This window comes from Hyphomicrobium sp. (genome assembly GCF_003987855.1).
Taxonomy (GTDB): domain Bacteria; phylum Pseudomonadota; class Alphaproteobacteria; order Rhizobiales; family Hyphomicrobiaceae; genus Hyphomicrobium_B.
This window is the reverse complement of record NZ_RXIZ01000012.1, coordinates 109,813-127,787: the sequence shown is the minus strand read 5'-3', so window position 1 is coordinate 127,787 and position 17,975 is coordinate 109,813. Positions and strand designations below refer to the sequence as shown.

At 60.8% G+C, this 17,975-nt stretch carries 16 protein-coding genes; 9 read left to right on the top strand and 7 right to left on the bottom strand.

The annotated features are described in order from the left end of the window. Positions 1-44 precede the first annotated feature (44 nt). The gene (locus EKK30_RS10695) at positions 45-899 is read right to left on the bottom strand and encodes a DUF3108 domain-containing protein (protein WP_290984468.1); all 855 of its coding nucleotides are present in this window, start codon (positions 897-899) and stop codon (positions 45-47) included. A gap of 240 nt (positions 900-1,139) precedes the next feature. Here EKK30_RS10695 and rpmB point away from each other — a divergent pair, with 240 nt between their 5' ends. Next, positions 1,140-1,433, top strand: a complete 294-nt coding sequence (gene rpmB, locus EKK30_RS10690; protein WP_290984465.1) for a 50S ribosomal protein L28 — start codon at positions 1,140-1,142, stop codon at positions 1,431-1,433. Positions 1,434-1,444: 11 nt separating this feature from the next. On the opposite strand, the gene EKK30_RS10685 is transcribed toward rpmB, so the two are convergent. The 4 genes from EKK30_RS10685 to EKK30_RS10670 form a co-directional block, all read right to left on the bottom strand. Beyond that, complete coding sequence (locus EKK30_RS10685; protein ID WP_290984462.1) at positions 1,445-2,521, bottom strand: esterase-like activity of phytase family protein; 1,077 nt, start codon at positions 2,519-2,521, stop codon at positions 1,445-1,447. Positions 2,522-2,554: 33 nt separating this feature from the next. Then, the gene (cobT, locus tag EKK30_RS10680) at positions 2,555-4,447 is read right to left on the bottom strand and encodes a cobaltochelatase subunit CobT (RefSeq protein WP_290984459.1); all 1,893 of its coding nucleotides are present in this window, start codon (positions 4,445-4,447) and stop codon (positions 2,555-2,557) included. A gap of 28 nt (positions 4,448-4,475) precedes the next feature. Further along, on the bottom strand, positions 4,476-5,477 hold the full coding sequence (cobS, locus tag EKK30_RS10675) for a cobaltochelatase subunit CobS (RefSeq protein ID WP_290984456.1): 1,002 nt from the start codon (positions 5,475-5,477) through the stop codon (positions 4,476-4,478). Positions 5,478-5,574: 97 nt separating this feature from the next. Continuing rightward, positions 5,575-6,201, bottom strand: a complete 627-nt coding sequence (locus EKK30_RS10670; RefSeq protein WP_290984453.1) for a J domain-containing protein — start codon at positions 6,199-6,201, stop codon at positions 5,575-5,577. 152 nt (positions 6,202-6,353) lie between these two features. On the opposite strand from EKK30_RS10670, the gene EKK30_RS10665 reads away from it, so the two are divergent. Beyond that, on the top strand, positions 6,354-6,647 hold the full coding sequence (locus EKK30_RS10665; RefSeq protein WP_290984450.1) for a BolA family transcriptional regulator: 294 nt from the start codon (positions 6,354-6,356) through the stop codon (positions 6,645-6,647). On the opposite strand, the gene EKK30_RS10660 is transcribed toward EKK30_RS10665, so the two are convergent. Both EKK30_RS10660 and aroB read right to left on the bottom strand, forming a co-directional pair. Further along, positions 6,648-7,946, bottom strand: a complete 1,299-nt coding sequence (locus EKK30_RS10660; RefSeq protein ID WP_290984447.1) for an HlyC/CorC family transporter — start codon at positions 7,944-7,946, stop codon at positions 6,648-6,650. It lies immediately after the preceding gene. A 75-nt stretch (positions 7,947-8,021) separates the two neighbouring features. Beyond that, entirely contained in the window at positions 8,022-9,713 is a 1,692-nt protein-coding gene (aroB, locus tag EKK30_RS10655) for a 3-dehydroquinate synthase (RefSeq protein WP_290984444.1), read from the bottom strand. Between the two features lie 250 nt (positions 9,714-9,963). Here aroB and EKK30_RS10650 point away from each other — a divergent pair, with 250 nt between their 5' ends. The 7 genes from EKK30_RS10650 (at position 9,964) to EKK30_RS10620 (ending at position 17,884) form a co-directional block, all read left to right on the top strand. Beyond that, positions 9,964-10,107 (top strand): hypothetical protein, encoded by a 144-nt coding sequence (locus EKK30_RS10650; RefSeq protein ID WP_290984441.1) that lies wholly within the window; start codon positions 9,964-9,966, stop codon positions 10,105-10,107. Positions 10,108-10,141: 34 nt separating this feature from the next. Further along, entirely contained in the window at positions 10,142-12,001 is a 1,860-nt protein-coding gene (locus EKK30_RS10645; RefSeq protein WP_290984437.1) for a hypothetical protein, read from the top strand. A 7-nt stretch (positions 12,002-12,008) separates the two neighbouring features. After that, on the top strand, positions 12,009-12,941 hold the full coding sequence (locus EKK30_RS10640) for a site-specific tyrosine recombinase XerD (RefSeq protein WP_290984434.1): 933 nt from the start codon (positions 12,009-12,011) through the stop codon (positions 12,939-12,941). Between the two features lie 260 nt (positions 12,942-13,201). Continuing rightward, positions 13,202-14,740 (top strand): peptide MFS transporter, encoded by a 1,539-nt coding sequence (locus EKK30_RS10635; protein WP_290984431.1) that lies wholly within the window; start codon positions 13,202-13,204, stop codon positions 14,738-14,740. A gap of 156 nt (positions 14,741-14,896) precedes the next feature. Then, positions 14,897-15,844 (top strand): acetyl-CoA carboxylase carboxyltransferase subunit alpha, encoded by a 948-nt coding sequence (locus EKK30_RS10630; protein ID WP_290984793.1) that lies wholly within the window; start codon positions 14,897-14,899, stop codon positions 15,842-15,844. A 177-nt stretch (positions 15,845-16,021) separates the two neighbouring features. After that, the gene (locus EKK30_RS10625) at positions 16,022-17,014 is read left to right on the top strand and encodes a murein L,D-transpeptidase family protein (RefSeq protein WP_290984428.1); all 993 of its coding nucleotides are present in this window, start codon (positions 16,022-16,024) and stop codon (positions 17,012-17,014) included. A 27-nt stretch (positions 17,015-17,041) separates the two neighbouring features. Further along, positions 17,042-17,884, top strand: a complete 843-nt coding sequence (locus tag EKK30_RS10620) for a murein L,D-transpeptidase family protein (RefSeq protein ID WP_290984425.1) — start codon at positions 17,042-17,044, stop codon at positions 17,882-17,884. Positions 17,885-17,975: the final 91 nt, after the last annotated feature.

The following is a 17,975-nucleotide window of genomic DNA, read 5'->3' as shown; positions in this document are numbered from 1 at the left end:
CAAAGAGTGCCATACCGTGCAGAACGCCTCGCGCGCGGCGCGCATCAGCGCTTGAGCGCGATCTGCTGGTTGTTGGCGCCCGTGATATTAATGGTGTCGACCGTCATCACCGCAGAGCCAACGCCGGACGGCACCGTGACGCGATAAGGCACGTAAATTCCGGCCGTCGGCACCGCACGCAGCGCTATCTCAAGATTATTGTAATCGATCCAAGGTTCGGTGAAATCCTTTGGTTTGTGGCCGGCAATGGGCACATATTTCACCCGGCAAACCAGCAGCTCTTTTGGCTGGCCCGATGGATGACGCTCGGAAATCCGCTCCCGCCCCTTCAACGTCAAATGCAGATCATAACGGGCCTTGCCGTCGAAGACGGGAAGCGTCCGATTGCAGGCGTTTTCAGGGCTCGCGTCAGAGACCGCTATCATTGCGGCCATCGGATCGAAGACGTTCTTTAGGTTTTCGGGTTTGAGCTTGATCGTTTCGGGCGAAGGAGATTTCGGCGGCACGAGAACGACGGAGGAGACGGTTGGACCGGCGAAGCCGATTTTCACGGACGTGGTCTTCTTTTTTGTTTTGTAACTCATATCGAAGGCCGCCGGATGGACTCCGGAATTTTCCAAGGTCCCGCTGCCAGAGAAGTTCCCGACCCACTTGAAGGCGCCGAAAAACGCGGAAATGTCGGTTTTGCCGATCGCGGAATACGCGCTGCCCGTGAAATGCGCGTCGAAGCGATAGGTGCCGACGTCGAAACCATTGAAAGATAGGCGATAAAGCGCGGAAACCTGGGTTGGCCAATTGGCGTCGACCGCGGCGGCCTTTTGGACAGGCAAAGTAGCAGAAACAACCGCCAAAAAGGCGAGGACGCTTCGCCCCCGCGCGCCGGCTCCGAAACTGGCCATCTCGTATCCCTGTAACCCCTTGGCCCTTCAGATCTTTGATGTGCGGACTGTTTGCGACTATTGTGGGACTTACGAACTTCTTCCGATCGGCCTGTCCGTCCGTCTTGACGCGGCACTTGGATGTCAATTATACAGCTGCCGAAACCCCCGCAGGCCCTGCTTGCGGGGTGCAATTTTTTGCTGAAACAGCAAGTTTTCGATCGACCGCCCCCACGCGGAGGAGCGGCATAGGAGAGAGTTATGACCAGGCGCTGCGAGCTGACGGGGACGTTGCCCCTCTCGGGCCAACTCAGGAGCCACGCCGAAAACAAGACGAAGCGGAAGTTTCGTCCGAACCTTTGCAATGTAACGTTGCTGAGCGATGTGCTCGGCCGCAAGGTCCGTTTGCGCGTTTCGGCTCGCGCTTTGAAGTCGGTCGAGCACCGCGGCGGTCTCGATGCGTTTCTGCTGAAGGCCAACAACGACGAGCTGTCGGCAACCTGCCTCAAGCTGAAGCGTGAGATCCAGAAGGCGCAGGCTTCCAAAGCCGCCTAAATCTCCGCTGATCAATTGCGAACGTTAGAGCCCGGCGCCTCATTCGGCGGCCGGGCTTTCGCTTGTTTGACGTCCTTCAGTGCGAACTGCAGCAACAACGTCCGCTGGATCAGGTGATTGAAGTTGTCGTCCGAGATCATCGTGATCAGGACTTCGCCGCTTTTGAGCCGGGTAGCGGCCAATCCTTCCATATTGTCGATATTGTCGGCCATGTCGGCTTCGATGAGCGTTTCGCCATCCAGCGTACGGCCGGGAGCGATGCCGTCAGGGGAAACGCGGATGAGCCGCATCTTCACGCCTTCGAGCCAGCGGAACCGACGCTCCAGCACAAACAGCGTGCCGTCCTCCAGGCTCGCGATATCGGTGATGTCGAAGTCGCCGACGTTCTGAAGGTGGATGGTGACGGGACCATCTTTGGTCCAAAGCCAGCCGGTGTGATTTCGCGAGGGATCGTAAAGGCGCTCCGAAAACGCGATCACCTGCCCTTTGTAAGGACCGCCCTTCATGATGGTGAGCGCTTCCAAACCCTTGTTGGCGCCCATGCGGTTCATGCCCGGCGCGAGCTTGAGGCTGGCGCGATCCGCTCCAATGCCGTCGGCTCCGAGATCATAGCGCTCGATGCGGGGTGGCCGGCCTTCGAAGCCAATCAACACCGAGCCGCGAGACAGCGTGCCGTTCTCAAGCGCGATCGATTCAGAATCCCGGCCGCGACGGTCGGTGAGGGGCGCACCTTTTTTATCGAGGAGCGGGCCGAGACGCGCATTTGTTACGCCGGAGGGATGACGTCCTGCGTAGGTCAACTCTGCCGTCATCCAGACGCCGATATCGGAAAGCGCCAGAATCGACTTTGCGTCATCGCCGACGAGCAGGCCCGACCAACCGCCAAAGAAAGGCGAAGGCGAGGTCAGGACCAGACCGCCCAAAAACGTCAGTTTGCCGAGGGAGCGATCAGGTCCGCCACGCACGAACGTCGAGAACGGTTCGCCGGTGACGACGATGGGGGCGGCCGTCAGATCAGAAATGTCGGGCTTGGGATCGGCATGCGAGAGTGCCGGCCCAAGCGCCAGCAGCGCGATTGCGAGTACCAATCGGCGACAGAGCTCTGAGAGCACAGCATAGCCTCAATGGGTGCGGGAGCGACGACGAAGTGAGGTGTCGGCCTTGTCGGCCTCGTGATGCTCGTCAAAAAGCTCGACCAGTTTCTCGGTCATGGCCCCGGCAAGTTCGGAGGCGTCCGTTATCGTGACAGCACGCTGATAGTAACGCGTCACGTCGTGGCCGATCCCAATGGCGATCAACTCGACGGGCGAGCGGTTCTCGATTTCGTGGATGACCTGCCGCAAGTGCTGCTCCAGGTAGCTGCCCGAATTCACGGAGAGCGTCGAGTCGTCGACCGGCGCTCCGTCGGAGATCATCATGAGAATGCGGCGCTGCTCGGGCCGGCTGACGAGGCGCGCGTGGGCCCACGCCAACGCTTCGCCATCGATGTTTTCCTTGAGCAAGCCCTCTCGCATCATCAACGCGAGCGAATTTTTCGCGCGCCGCCATGGGGCATCGGCCGTCTTGTAGATGATGTGACGGAGGTCGTTGAGACGTCCCGGCGCCGGAGGCTTGCCTGCCGCGAGCCATTCCTCGCGCGACTGCCCGCCTTTCCAGGCCTTGGTGGTGAAACCTAAGATCTCGACCTTGACGCCGCAACGCTCGAGCGTGCGGGCCAGAATATCGGCGCAACAGGCAGCCACCATGATCGGCCGGCCGCGCATAGAGCCGGAATTATCGAGCAGCAGGGTGACGACCGTATCGCGAAAGTCGGTGTCGCGCTCGCGCTTGAACGACAGAGCGCCGGTCGGATCGGTGATGATGCGTGTTAGACGGGCGGCGTCGAGCTGGCCCTCTTCGAGATCGAAATCCCAGCCGCGGTTCTGCTGCGCGAGCAAGCGACGCTGAAGCCTGTTGGCGAGCTTGGCAACGGCGGCGGAGAGCGTCTTCAATTCCTTGTCGAGAAAAGCGCGCAGGCGCTCCAACTCTTCAGGCGTCGAAAGCTCGTCGGCACCGACTTCCTCGTCATAGGCGCGCGTGAAGACCTTGTATCCGAAGGCTTCTGGGTCATCGAGGACGGTTGCGTTCGGACGCCATGGCGCAGGCGTCTCCTCCTCGTTGAGGTCGCTGTCATCCAGCTCCTGCGGCTCGGTCTGGCCGGATTCCATCGTCTCCTCGGTTTCGGAGAGATCGCCCTCGGAAAGCTGCTCGTCGGTTTCCTGATCCTGGCCGTCAGTCGACTCTTCGCTCTTCTCCTCAGACTCTTCTGAGCCGCCGTCCGCCGCGCCCTCGTCCTCCTGCTCGTCGTCGTCTTCCGGCTGCGGCTGATCGCTCTGATCCGCCATTTCTAGGATCTTCAGAAGATCACGGATCTGCCGGCCGAACTGCTCCTGGTTTTCGGACAGGCCTTCGAGCCTGTTCAACAGCTTGCCGCCGCGGGCTTCGATCATCGGACGCCAAGCTTCGACGAGGCCCTTTGTCGAGGCCGGGGGGGCTTGGCCCGTCAGGCGCTCGCGGATCAAAAGCGCAAGCGCATCCTCAAGGGGCGCTTCCGCGCGCGTGGCGACAGACCTGAACCGGCCGTGGCTATATTGGTCTTCGAGGCGCGCCGTCAGATTGGCCGCCATGCCCGGCATGCGGATCGAGCCGATGCCTTCGACCCGCGCGCGCTCGGCGGCCTCGAACACCGCACGTGCCGGTCCGGAGGATGGCGCGATCCGGCGATGAACCTTGGCGTCATGGCACCCGATACGCAGGGCAAGGCTATCCGCCCAGCCGCGGGCTAGCGCGATATCTTTTGCCGATGGCGCGCGCGGAAGATCCGGGAGATGCACCGCCTTGCCCAGCACGTCGCCCTTGCCGGGACCGAAATCGACTTCGACCTCGCTATCGCCGGCAATGGCGCGAACGGCCGGGCCGAGCACGCGTTTCAGCGGCTCGGACGCGGCTTCGCGGCGTTTGGGTGGTGATGTCATGAACGGCCCATCTCGCGGCCCCAACAGATCAGGTCAGAGCGACGTTCGCCGTACTTTCGGGAAGTTCCTCGCCGAAACAGCGCTGATAGAATTCCGCGACGAGAGGCTTTTCGAGGTCATCGCACTTGTTGAGGAACGTGACGCGGAACGCGAAACCGATGTCGCCGAAAATTTCTGCGTTCTCCGCCCACGTGATGACGGTACGCGGGCTCATCACCGTCGACAGGTCGCCGTTGATGAAGGCCGATCGCGTCAGATCGGCGACGCGGACCATGTGCGAGATCTGCTTGCGCTTGGCTTCGCTTTTGGCAAAGGACTTCACCTTCGACAGAACGATTTTCGCCTCGTCGTCGTGGGGCAGATAGTTCAACGTCGCGACGATCGACCAGCGATCCATCTGGCCTTGGTTGATCTGCTGCGTGCCATGATAGAGGCCGGAGGTGTCGCCCAAGCCTATCGTGTTCGTTGTCGCGAACAGCCGGAACGCGGGATGCGGGCGGATGACTTTCGACTGATCGAGCAACGTCAGCTTGCCTGAGACTTCGAGCACGCGTTGAATGACGAACATTACGTCCGGTCGGCCGGCGTCGTACTCGTCGAACACCAGAGCGATGTTGTTCTGCAAAGCCCAGGGAAGAATACCTTCCTTGAACTCGGTCACCTGCTTGCCGTCCTTCAGGACAATGGCGTCCTTGCCGACGAGGTCGATGCGCGAAACGTGGCTGTCGAGATTGATGCGGACGCAGGGCCAATTCAGGCGCGCGGCCACCTGCTCCACGTGGGTGGATTTGCCGGTGCCGTGATAGCCTTGGATCATCACGCGGCGGTTGTGCTTGAAGCCGGCAAGAATCGCGAGCGTCACGTCGCGATTGAAGAGATAATCGGGATCGACTTCGGGGACATGTGCATCCGGCTGCGAATAGGCGGGAACCTCAAGATCGCTATCGATGCCGAAGACTTGTCGAACGGACAATTTCATGTCCGGAAGATGACCCGCAGCCGCGCCGTTCGGGCTTGTAGACGTGCGCATTTCCATTGGAATTCCCGATCAGATTGCCCAGCTGCCGCAAAGGCCTCTATCCGGAGCAACTCTCATGGGGGTGCACCCGTTTCAAGGGCTCGGAGGATTAGGCCAGGCCAGATTGCTTTAAATAGTTATAGGCTTGCAGGATTTCACGCAACTTTTCCTCAGACCTGCTATCCCCGCCGTTGGCATCGGGATGGTGAATTTTCACCAGCTCCTTGAACCGCGATTTGATGTCCTCGCGGCTTGCGTCTTCGCCAAGATCCAGAACCTTGAGCGACTTGCGCTCAAGCGGCTTCAGCTGACGGCGAAATGTCGGCGCGGTCGCGGTGCGCGAAGAGCGGACCTTGCGCGTCATACGCTCGGTGCCCGCCTTGACGCGCGCGGCAGCTTCCGCGTCCATAGAGCCATCACGCGTGCCGTGCGCCCAAGCGTTGGCGCCGGTTTTCCAGGTGGGGCGATGACCGGTCAGAGCGTCCTTGCGGAAGTTGCTGACTTCCGCGTCGCTCATGCCGTCGAAGTAGTTATATTCCTGATTATATTGCCGAACGTGATCGATACAAAAATTGAAGTACTCGCCGTCGCGGCCACGACCCTTGGGCGCTTTGTGGGGACCGGGCTTTTCGCAGCCCTTCCACTGGCACAACGGCGCGCGCGTTTCCTTCTTGGCGCTGCTCTGGCGCTTCGAAGAGACGCGGATGCTATCGAAAAATTTTGAATCGAGCTTCATTGGCTGAATTATGAGGGTTCAACGTCGTCGAAACAAGGCGGCAAGAAAACTCTTGATTTCCGTCGTGACTGTGCAGTCAATCCATTAACAGGCTCTTTCATGGCGGGCGGCGTTCAGCTTGTTCGTATGAAGGAGCACCTTGAGAGAAAAAGATGTCCGTTACAGGCCGACTTCGCGAAAAGCTTATGATCGGATTGCAGCCCACACGTCTAGACGTGGTCAACGAATCCGAGCTTCATGCCGGCCATCGGAACTCACCGGGTACGGGCGAAAGCCACTTCCGCGTTCTCATAGTTTCGGACGCCTTTACAGGCAAGTCTCGCGTTGAGCGCCACCGTCTCGTGAATGATCTGCTCAAGGACGAGCTTGCGGGTGGCATCCACGCGCTGGCGCTATCCACCCTCGCCCCCGGCGAAGCCATGCCGAAGGCTGCGGGTTCGCACTGATCAACCGGAGGAGCGCGCCGTGCTGCTTTGAACGGGGCTGGTCGCGATCGGCTTGATCCGAAGCGCCATGATGCGGTTGCGGCTCTTGCGGAGAATTTCGAACCGGTAGCCATGGAACGTGAACACCTGGCCCGGTTCAGGGATCGTCTGGGCCTCGTGAATAACGAGGCCGGCGATCGTCGTAGCTTCGTCGTCGGGTAGATCCCAATCGAGATGGCGATTGATGTCGCGAATTGCAACGGTGCCGTCGACATTCACAGTACCGTCCGATTGCAAGCGGATGTGACTGTCCGGATTGTCGTGCTCATCAGTTATCTGGCCGACGATTTCTTCCAGGATGTCCTCGAGCGTGATGAGGCCCTGGACCTCGCCGTACTCGTCGACCACCAAGGCCATCTGAATTTTCTTCTTCAGGAATTGGTTGAGCTGATCGCGCAGCGTGGTCGTGTCCGGGACGAACCAGGGTTCTGTCGCGGATTTCGCAATATCGAGCTTTTCCGGCTGCCAATCGTTGCGCGAGAGCGCCTGGAGCAGGTCCTTGGAATGCAGAACGCCGACGATGTTCTCCGGCTCGTCCTTCCATAGCGGCATGCGCGTATATTGCGAGCGCATGATCTGATCGATGATTTTCGCCGGTGGCTCATCGATATCGAGCGTTTCCATCTTGGTGCGATGGACCATGATGTCGGCGACCTGGAGATCGCCCAGGTCGAGAATGCCGCCCAACATCTCGGCATCGCCCTTCGCCACCGTCCCTTCCCGGGCCTGGAGGTCGATCGTGCCGCGGATCTCTTCGTGAGCCGCTAGGATGTTGGCTTCGTCGTCCGCCTTACCGGGCGTCAAGATCAGGATGTTGCGAACGATGAATTCCACTGCGCGGGTGAACGGCGTGAGAACATAGATCAAGCCCTGCATGATCGGCGCGACGATGAGCGCGACGCGGTCGGAATAGGCAAGCGCATAGGTTTTCGGGAGCACCGCCGCAAAGATCACGATCAAGATCGTGATGATGCCGGTGGCGTAGGCGACGCCAACCTCGCCGTAGAGGTCGACCGCGATGTGAGAGGCCAAAGCCGCCGCCAGAACGTCGACGAGGGTATTACCGAGCAGCACCGTGCCGATCATCTTCTCGGGCCGCGACAGCACCTTATTGACGAGCGCTGCGGCAACATTTCCGTCTTCCTCAAGAGCGTGCATTCGTGCCCGAGATGCGGCCGTGAGCGACGTCTCGCTGACGTTGAAGAACGCCGACAGAACGATCAGCAGGAGAATGGCTAAAAAGCTTATGACGATGGTCATGGCCGGCGGGTTCGGTCCCTGTTCAGAATGCGTTAGAGCAATCTAACACACCCCGAGAGGGCGGGGATAACTTGCTCAGCCGATTTCCCGCTTCAGAAAGTCCAGGACCGTTCCGGGTTCGATATCGCGTGTCACAAAGGCCTGGCCGATATCCCGGACGAGAATGAACGTCAGCCTGCCCGCCTTTACCTTCTTGTCCTGACCCATGAGGCGAAGCAGTTCGGCGGCGTCGGCTTTATCGCCAGGGATGTCGGCTATCCGGGTCGGGAGCCCGACGGCCCGCAAATGACTTGCGACCCTGTCGGCGGATCCTGCGGGGCAAAGGCCCAGTTGTTCTGAGAACCTGAAGGCCATGCACATGCCAATGGCGACGCCTTCGCCGTGAAGAAGACGATCGGAGTACCCCGTCCAGGCTTCGAGCGCGTGGCCGAAGGTATGGCCGAGGTTCAGGAGGGCGCGATCGCCGGTTTCCGTTTCATCGCGGGCGACGATTGCCGCTTTCGCCGCCACGCTCGTTTCGATCGCCGTCGTCAGAGCGGGACCGTTGTTGCCGAAGACGCTCTGCCAGTTGGTTTCAAGCCAGGAGAAGAACTGCGCATCTCCGAGCAGTCCGTACTTTGCCACTTCGGCATATCCGGCGCGCATCTCGCGCGGGGGAAGCGTCGTCAAAACGGAGGTATCGGCGACGACGAGGCTCGGCTGATGAAAGACGCCGATGAGGTTCTTGCCCTGCCGCGTGTTGATGCCCGTCTTGCCGCCGACGGAACTATCGACTTGCGCGAGCAACGATGTCGGGATCTGAACGAAGCGCACACCGCGACGCAGAATGCCTGCGGCGAAACCCGCCAAATCACCAATGACGCCGCCGCCAAATGGCAGGACGAGATCGCCGCGTTCCAAGCCAAGTTCGAGCAAGCGCTCGGAGAGCTCAGCCAGGTCGCGGAAGTTCTTCGTCGCTTCACCAGGCTTCATGACGATAGACCCGGCGAAGATGCCCTCGGCTTTCAGGCTGTCTTCAAGTGTCGAAAGATGATGGCGAGCGACATTTTCATCCGTCACGACGCCGCATTTGACGGTGCCGAAGCGCGCCTTGATAAGGGCGCCGACGTCGCGAAGGATACCGCGGGTGATCAGCACATCATACGAGCGGTCCCCCAGTTCGACGTGAACCGAGCGCGACGGGTTGGGCTCGAGAGAGGTCGGCGGCGCGCCGTCTGCTCCGGTAGCCAACCGATTGATGATCTCGGTGACGATGATGTCGTGGGGTTCGTCTCGGCTGTCGACTGTCATATCGGCTTCTGCGTAAATCGGGTATCGCGCTTCAATCAGTTTCTGCATCGTCACTTCGGGATTGCCTTCGCGAAGCAACGGCCGGGTGTCGCGCTTGGAAACGCGCCGCATCAGTACCGGCAATTCGGCCCTTAGCCAGATCGAAAATGCGCCGTCCTTAATGCGCTGGCGCGTCTCGGCCTGGATGAATGCGCCGCCGCCGGTCGCGAGCACCTGGGCGCCGTTGCCAAGAAGACGGGCGATCACCTTGCGCTCGCCATCGCGAAAGTGCGCTTCGCCGTGGTCGGCGAAAATATCGTTGATGGTCTTGGCAGCCGCGCGCTCGATCTCCTCATCGGCATCGATGAAGGGAAGGTTCAGCTTGAACGCCAGTCGCTTGCCGACCGAAGACTTGCCGCAGCCCATGAGGCCGACGAGAACGATCGGCCGTCTGCCGATCCGTTTTTTCGCAAGCGCGATTGCTTCGGCTTCCGTCATGCGCCGCTCGGTGCCGGTTGCGCCAGCGAATCGGTTAGTTTCGTCAGAGGGCTTCGTGGCGGAATGGTCATTTGCGCGCCGTCATGCCATGAACCCAAAACGTTCGCAATTTGGAACCATATCGCCTGACCGTTGCCATCGGGGATGCGGAACAGGAAGGGGAGCCGTCCAGGCTGCGGATAAAATGCAAAACCGAGTCATAATCGCGCCATCAACGGTGCTCACCTAAAGGCCGGGACGGAACACAGAAATGCCGAGCCTTTTCCGGCTATTGTTCGTACTTTGCGCGCTTGCCGCGGCGGTTTTCGGCGGCCTCTACGTGCTCGCCACGCGTTTTGAGCCGGAACAGCAGACGATCAGCAAGCCCGTTTCAGGGGTCAAAATCCGACGGTAGGGTCATGGTGCATAGACACCGGAACTGGGGAACGATGACGCGGCACGTCCTCATTGCGGGTCTCGCGTTGATCGCCGCGAACGTCTCGCTGCCTGCGCAGGCCCAGGATCCAGGAAACGGTGGGTCCACCGCGCCGCCCGCCAAGAAACGCGCGCGTCCCGATGATGCCTACTCTCCGCCGCCGGAGCAGCGCTCATATTTGCAGCCGCTCGGGACGCCTTCGGGTGGCAAGGACGACGATATGTGGACGCGCCCATCGGGCAGCGGGGGCAACTCTGATCCAAATCGTAAGTCTGCGCCACCGGCCGGTGACTCCGTCATGCGGGACGCAATCCCGCCAACGGTCGACAAAGGTGACCTTGCACCCGTCATGTCGGGCGACGGCTCCGGCTTGCCCTATGAGCTGTGGGGCGGCCTCGACGTCGCCGGGCTCGAAAAGCTCATCGCGACAATCGAAATCCCGCCGCGATCCCCGGTCCTCCACGATCTCTGGAAAAAGCTCATCACGTCGTCTCCGTCCGGCGACGGAGGAAACAGCACCTTCACCGCGCTTCGGCTTGAAGCGCTCTATCGGTCAGGACTCGCGCGCGAAGCCGCAGCGCAAATCGCCAAGCAGCCGCCGGGCGACAGCTCACTTCTGGCATCGCTCGAAGCACGCAACGAACTGGCGGCTGGGCATTCGGATAAAGCGTGCGAGCTCGTTTCGCGGTCTTCGACGCTGAAGGGCAGCATCCCAGCGCGCCTCAAAGGCCAAGTCATCTTGATGGCCGGATATTGCTCGGAGGTTCAGGGCGACAAGTCAGCCGCCGGTCTCGCCGCTGACCTCGCGCGCGAGGAAGGCGTGGAAACGTCGCCAGGCCTCGAAGCGCTCGACGCCTTCTCGTCTGGATCGAAGCCGAAATACACGCCGGTGAAGCAGGTGTCGCTGCTCGACTACCGCATCGCGGAGCGCGTGGGCGGCCTGCCCCATAAGCTCATCCTTGAAAAAGGCGAGCCAGCTCTTCTCGCGGCGCTCGCCACGGATCATTCGACGCCTGTCGATCTCGGCTTTCCCGCTACGGAAGCGGCGGCGCGGCTCAATGCGCTGACACCCGCGATGCTCGCAGGCATCTATCGGGTCAATGCTGAGAAGGTGCCGCCCGACGACCTGCTGAACGATCGGGGGCCCAAAGGCGTTGCGCGCCGCGCGGCCCTCCTGAAGGCTGCGGAAGACGAACGCACGCCGATGCGCAAAGCACGCCTCATCCGCACGTTTCTCGATGACGTCAAGCACGAGGGCCTCGGCATGATCGGCGCGAAAATGATCGCTAAGGCCACAGCCGAGCTCCAGCCTGCGCCCGAGATCAGCTGGTTCGCGGAGACCGGCGTCGAAATCGGCCTCGCCTCCGGCCAGTTCGACATGGCGCGCAACTGGATCCAGGTGGCGGAACAGGGTGGCGGTCCAGGACTTGGGCACTGGCGGGCGCTGATCGACATTGCCGATCCCAACGAACCTGATCGCGGTCGCAGTTTCTCAAGTCTAGAGAGTTATGCGTCGAGCGGTCGCTTCCCTGCGGCTGCGCTCTATCGGCTGACGACGGTGATGGAGGCGCTCGACTACCTCGTTCCGATCCCGCTGTGGGAAGCCGCGAACAAGATCGCCCAGCCGACGTCCGGTTATCTTCCTGAAACCGGGGTGCTGACCGAGTTGCAGGTTGCCTCGAAGAAACGCGAGTTCGGGCACACCGTTCTGCTCGTCATGAAGGCGCTTGGGCCGAATGGCGCGGCGGATGCCAATCTGATCGCGCTCGGCGACAGCATCCGGGCGCTTAAGCGCGCTGGTCTTGAGGCGGACGCCCGGCGCCTGGGACTGGAGGCAGTCCTACCGACATGGCCGCGCACCGAAACGAACTGAGGTCGTCATGAGGTCGACCCCGAGACAGGATGGTCATGTCGCGGACTTCCTGGCAATGCTTTCGGCCGAGCGCGGCGCCGCCGCAAACACGATCGAAGCCTATAGGGCCGACCTTGAAGGCTTCATCGGTTTTCTAGCCGATCGCGGGATCGCCCCAGCAGACGCTGTGGCTGAGGATGTGCAGGCCTACCTTGGCCATCTGGCAAGTGAGGGCCAGGCGCCATCCTCGCGGGCTCGCCGGCTCTCGGCCATCAAGCAGTTCTATCGGTTCCTCGTGGCTGAAGACGCTATTGCTCTCGACCCGACGTCCACGCTTCAGGGACCGAAGAAGAGGCGCGCGCTGCCCAAGGTTCTCAGTGTTGCAGAGGTCGATCGCCTTCTCGAAACATCCCAAGGCCAGTGCACCGGGCAGGAGGGTCGCGCAAAGTTTCGAGCGCTGCGTTTCCATTGCCTGCTAGAGCTTCTCTACGCCACAGGCATGCGCGTTTCCGAGCTGGTCGGGCTACCGCGCAGCGTACTGCGGGGAGATGCGCGCGTCCTGATCATCAAAGGGAAAGGCGGAAGAGAGCGTATGGTGCCGCTCAATGCTTCCGCGCGCCAGGCTCTCGACGATTTTCTTGCGGTGTCCGGACGGTTCGATAACTCCCAGTGGCTCTTTCCATCGAACTCGACGCTCGGTCACGTCACCCGACAAGGTTTCGCTCAAGATCTGAAAGATCTCGCACTGGCGGCGGACATCGCGCCGGAGCGGGTGTCACCGCATGTTCTCCGCCATGCCTTCGCGAGCCATCTGCTCGATCGTGGCGCTGATCTCAGGGCCGTTCAACAGCTGCTCGGTCATGCCGACATCTCGACGACCGAAATCTACACGCACGTGCTCCAGGAGCGGCTAAAGGCGCTCGTGAATGCCCATCACCCGCTTGCCAAAAGCAAAACATAGCGCGCAGAGCCTCTCAATTGACTGGACTGTGGCCGCGACACGTTCTTCGCGAGAAGATCATATGTGGCGGGCTTACCAACTTGTCCTATAAATGCCCCCGACGCTTTCGCAGCGCGCGGGATAAACCGCCGATGACAGGCGAGAAAGGACCCGAGCCTTCCCGCAGAATGCATTGAAGCAGCTGATTTTAGAACTTGACTAAGAAGCGGCCGGAACATGCGATCTCCCGTCGGAGTAGTGACAGGCGATGAAGGATCCTGATGGCGTCAGGTAATGCGCAAGAGTCAACGGACGAGCGGCTTATGAGTGCGGTGGCACCTGAGCAGCGCGGTTCGGTGATGGGCTTTGCCTCGCAGCCGCGTGGGCTTTCGACGCTGTATTTCACCGAGTTGTGGGAGCGCTTCTCCTATTACGGAATGCGGGCGCTACTGACCCTGTTCATGGTTGCGCCGGCCGCAGAGGGCGGGCTCGGTTTCGCGACGCCGACAGCGGGAAGCATCTACGGCACCTACACGATGGCCGTTTACCTTCTGGCTTTGCCCGGCGGGTTCATTGCCGACCGGCTGATCGGCGCCAAGCGCAGCGTTCTGATCGGCGGAACGACGATCGCGGCGGGACACTACGCGCTCGCATGGCCGTCGAGTACGACATTCTATCTCGGCCTTGTCCTCATCGCGATCGGGACCGGCCTGTTCAAGCCCAACATCTCGGCGCTGGTCGGCGCTCTCTACAGCCGAGACGACACACGTCGCGACGCGGGCTTTTCGCTGTTCTACATGGGCATCAACATCGGGGCGTTTTTCGCGCCTCTCATCACCGGATTTCTTGCGCAGAGCGGAACCTTCAAGGGTTGGCTTGCCGCGGCCGGCTACAATCCCGCCCATAGCTGGCATTGGGGCTTCGGCGCCGCCGGTGTCGGCATGACGATCTCGATGCTGCTGTTTGCGCGACGGGCGCGCGACTTGAAAGACCCTGACGTTACCTCCTCGGGTTCGCCGACGTCGTTCTTCGGCCGGCAGGGGGTCGTCATGATCGTCGTGACGATCGGATTGCTAGCGCTGGCATTCCTATCGGACATTACCGGCTTCCGATGGATGCGCTGGCTCTTCATTGCACTGCCTTTGATCGGTATCGCCTATGGCGCATCGCGGCAGGATCCGGACGCCAATCGCATGGCCGCAGTCGGCGTCTACTTTCTTGCCGCCATGGTCTTCTGGGCGATCTTCGAGCAAGCGGGTTCGACTTTGACGCTGTTCGCCGACACGCTCACCCGCACGGACTTTCTCGGCCTGTCATTCCCTTCATCCTGGTTTCAATCCGCGAACCCGATCTTCGTCATCCTGCTGACGCCGCTTGCCGCCGGGCTTTGGATGAAGCTTGGAGATCGCCAGCCGTCGTCACCGGTGAAGTTCGGGCTCGGTCTCGTGTTCCTGGCAGGCTCATTCCTGCTCATGGTGCCGGCTGCCAATTACGCTGCGGACGGGCGCGTGTCGCCGCTGTGGCTCCTGGGGTTGTATTTTCTCTTCACGGTCGGGGAATTGATGCTGAGCCCCGTTGGGCTTTCGACAATGACCCGTATCGCGCCGTCGCGGATGTCGGGGCAGGTTTTGGGGCTCTGGTTCCTGGCGGCTGCCTTCGGCAACAAAATCGCCGGCGATATTGGGGGAGCCTTCGCGGCGAACGATCCGGATGCGCTCGCCCTGTCCTTCCTGGCTCAGGCTGCGCTCGTGGCCGTGGCGGCGGCCCTCATGTTTGCCGTTACACCTATCGTCAAACGCCTGTCGGACGGGGAAAGTTAAGCATCGCGGCGATCGCGGCACGTCAGACTTGATGCTGGAAGGTCTGTCGCCTTGACACTCGCAGCTAGCCGTGGCGAATGTCGCGCGTGAAGATCCATCGCCGCACGCTTTAGTTGCACAGTCAGGAAGCCAATTACCGTGAACGCCACGACCGCACTGCGTACCTATCTCGACTTCGAGAAACCCATTCTCGAACTCGAAAACAAGGTTGCCGAGCTGAAGGCGCTGCAAACGGAAGGCAAGGGCCCGCAGATCGCCGACGAGATCACGCGCCTGGAGCAAAAAGCGAAGGCAGCGCTCGCCGACACATATGCCAAGCTGACACCCTGGCAGAAGACGCTCGTTGCGCGGCATCCCGAGCGGCCGCACGCTCTGGACTTCATCAACGAACTCATCGAAGAATTTACGCCGCTCGCAGGTGATCGCTATTTCGCCGAGGACGAAGCGATCGTCGGCGGCTTGGGAAAATTCCGCAATCGATCGGTGCTGGTTCTGGGACATGAGAAGGGTGCCGACACCGAACAGCGGATCAAGCACAACTTCGGAATGGCGCGGCCTGAAGGGTATCGCAAAGCCGTTCGTCTGATGGAGCTTGCAGACCGGTTCAGCCTGCCGATCGTCACGTTCGTCGACACGCCTGGCGCCTATCCGGGAATCGGTGCCGAAGAGCGCGGGCAGGCCGAAGCAATCGCGCGCTCGACGGAGTGCTGTCTGCGTCTCGGCGTGCCTATCATCGCTGTCATCGTCGGCGAAGGCGGTTCCGGCGGCGCGATCGCCATTGCCACCGCCAATCGCATCCTCATGCTCGAGCACGCGATCTACTCGGTGATCTCTCCGGAAGGCGCGGCCTCGATCATCTGGCGCGACAGCAACAAGAAAGAAGAAGCCGCGACCAACATGAAGATCACGGCGCAGGACCTCGATCATCTTGGCGTCATCGATGGGATTATCAAGGAACCGACAGGCGGCGCGCACCGCGACCGCGAATCGGCAATCATCGCGACGGGAAACGCGATTGCTCGGATGCTGTCCGAGTTCGATGGCAAGTCACCTGAAGACATCAGAGCCCAGCGCCACGAACGCTTCCTGTCGATCGGCCGCTAAGTCTGAGTGGTGCCGCCGTGCCACGGTGATGCCGTGCCCACGGTGTGCCGCATTTAGAGACGATACTTGAGTTGACTGGGCATCGTTGAGTTCTCAGTAATCGTTTGAGTTCATTGTGCGATTAGTCCGAATAGCCCGCGGAATGGATGATCTAACGGGACGGGGAACGACGTTTTGGTGGGGACCAACACTGGCTCGACGATCAGGGCTGCCGTTCGGCTGACGATTTTGCTCGCCTGCGTTTTCTTGAGTGCGTGTTCGAACACCCCAACCATTCCTGCGCCGTCCGAAGTGCCGCTGTCGAAAGAGACGATTTCGCTACTTGCGAAAAAAGGCATGCAGGCCGGCGCGCCTGTCTTCGTTCGAATCTTCAAGGAAGAATCCGAGCTCGAGATCTGGAAGCAGCGGGACGACGGCCGCTTCTATCACTTCAAGACGTACCCGATCTGCAATTGGTCCGGCGAGATCGGCCCGAAGCAGAGCTATGGCGACCGGCAGGCGCCGGAGGGTTTCTACACGATCACGCCTGCGCTGATGAATCCGAATTCGAAATATTATCTCTCGTTCAATCTCGGCTATCCCAACGCCTATGAGCGCGCTTGGGGACGCACGGGTGATTCCGTGATGGTGCATGGCAACTGCCGGTCTGCCGGCTGCTATGCGATGACGGATGCTCTCATGGAAGAGATCTACGGTCTGACACGGGAGTCGCTCAAAGCCGGGCAGCCGAGCTTCCAACTTCATGCCTATCCGTTCCGCATGACGGACGCGCGCATGGCACGCGAGAAGAACAACAAGTGGTACGGCTTCTGGAGGACCATGAAGCAGGGCTACGACTATTTCGAAAAGTACCGCGTGCCGCCGAGCGTCGCCGTTTGCGAACGGCGGTACGTCGTCGATGCCGTTCCTCGCAGCAGGCCGGACCCGTCGGGCCCGTGTCCGGCGTTCGATCGTCCGTTTGTCACCGCGTTCAAACCGCTGCCGGAGCCTGATGGTGTCGCGGTGGCAAGCGGAAACAAGCTCAAGGGGATAGCCAATCCGGACAACGAGCCGACGCTTGCCGACATCAATAAGGCCAAGGCAAAGCAGAGTACGCAGTCGGCGTGGCATCTGCCGTCGTTCGGTTCCCAATCCACTCCGGCGACCTCGCCCGTGGCAAACGCGAACTAGGCTCGCGAGCGGCAGCGGAGCACGCGCATGAAAGCTGTGTTGGTCTTTGCAGCCTTGATCGCGGCGGCAGCCGTTGCGTTTCTCACCATGCCCCACTGGCTGCCGATGCTTCCGAACGGCGACAGGGCTCTTATCGCCTTCGAGCGCAGCCAACGGCTGACCCGATGGACCCTGGGTCTGCCGCTGCCGGGCGAACCCGACCTGGAGCGGCTGCCGCAGCGCTTGGCCGATGCCGGCTTGAAAGAAGGATCGCCGGTGCTGATCCGGATCTTCAAAAGCGAGTTCGAGCTGGAATTGTGGATGCAGCGCGATGGCGTGTTTCAGCGCTTTGCTACGTATCCGATCTGCCGATGGTCAGGCCGGATCGGGCCCAAGTACCGTGAAGGTGACGTCCAGGCCCCGGAGGGCTTTTACACGGTCGACTCGGCTGCGCTTAATCCGAACAGCCGATGGTACCGCTCGTTCAACCTTGGCTATCCCAATGCTTTCGACCGCGCGAACGGCCGGAGCGGGTCGCTGATCATGGTGCATGGCGGGTGCGCGTCGGTCGGATGCTTCGCGATGACGAACGCCCAGATGCAGGAGATCTGGCAACTCGTGACGGCTGCGCTGCAAGGGCAGCAGAAGCGCTTTCAGGTGCAAGTCTTTCCGTTCAGGATGACGAGCGAACACATGGTTCAGCACTTCGACAGCCCGAACCTCGGCTTCTGGAGAAGTCTCAAGGAGGGCAACGACCTCTTCGAGGCGAGCAGGGTTCCTCCGAAGGTCACAGTTTGTAAGACCCAGTATCGTTTCGAGCCTGGGACCGCGGGCTCGCAGGGCAGTGATTCGATCGAGGACAAGTGCACAGGCGCCGAAGCCAAAAGCTAGCTGTTTAAAGCTGCACTTCCTCGACCGGTGTTGGGAAAAAGTCACTGAAGAGTTCGACGTTTCCGGCGATAATGGATTCTGAAAGCAGGAC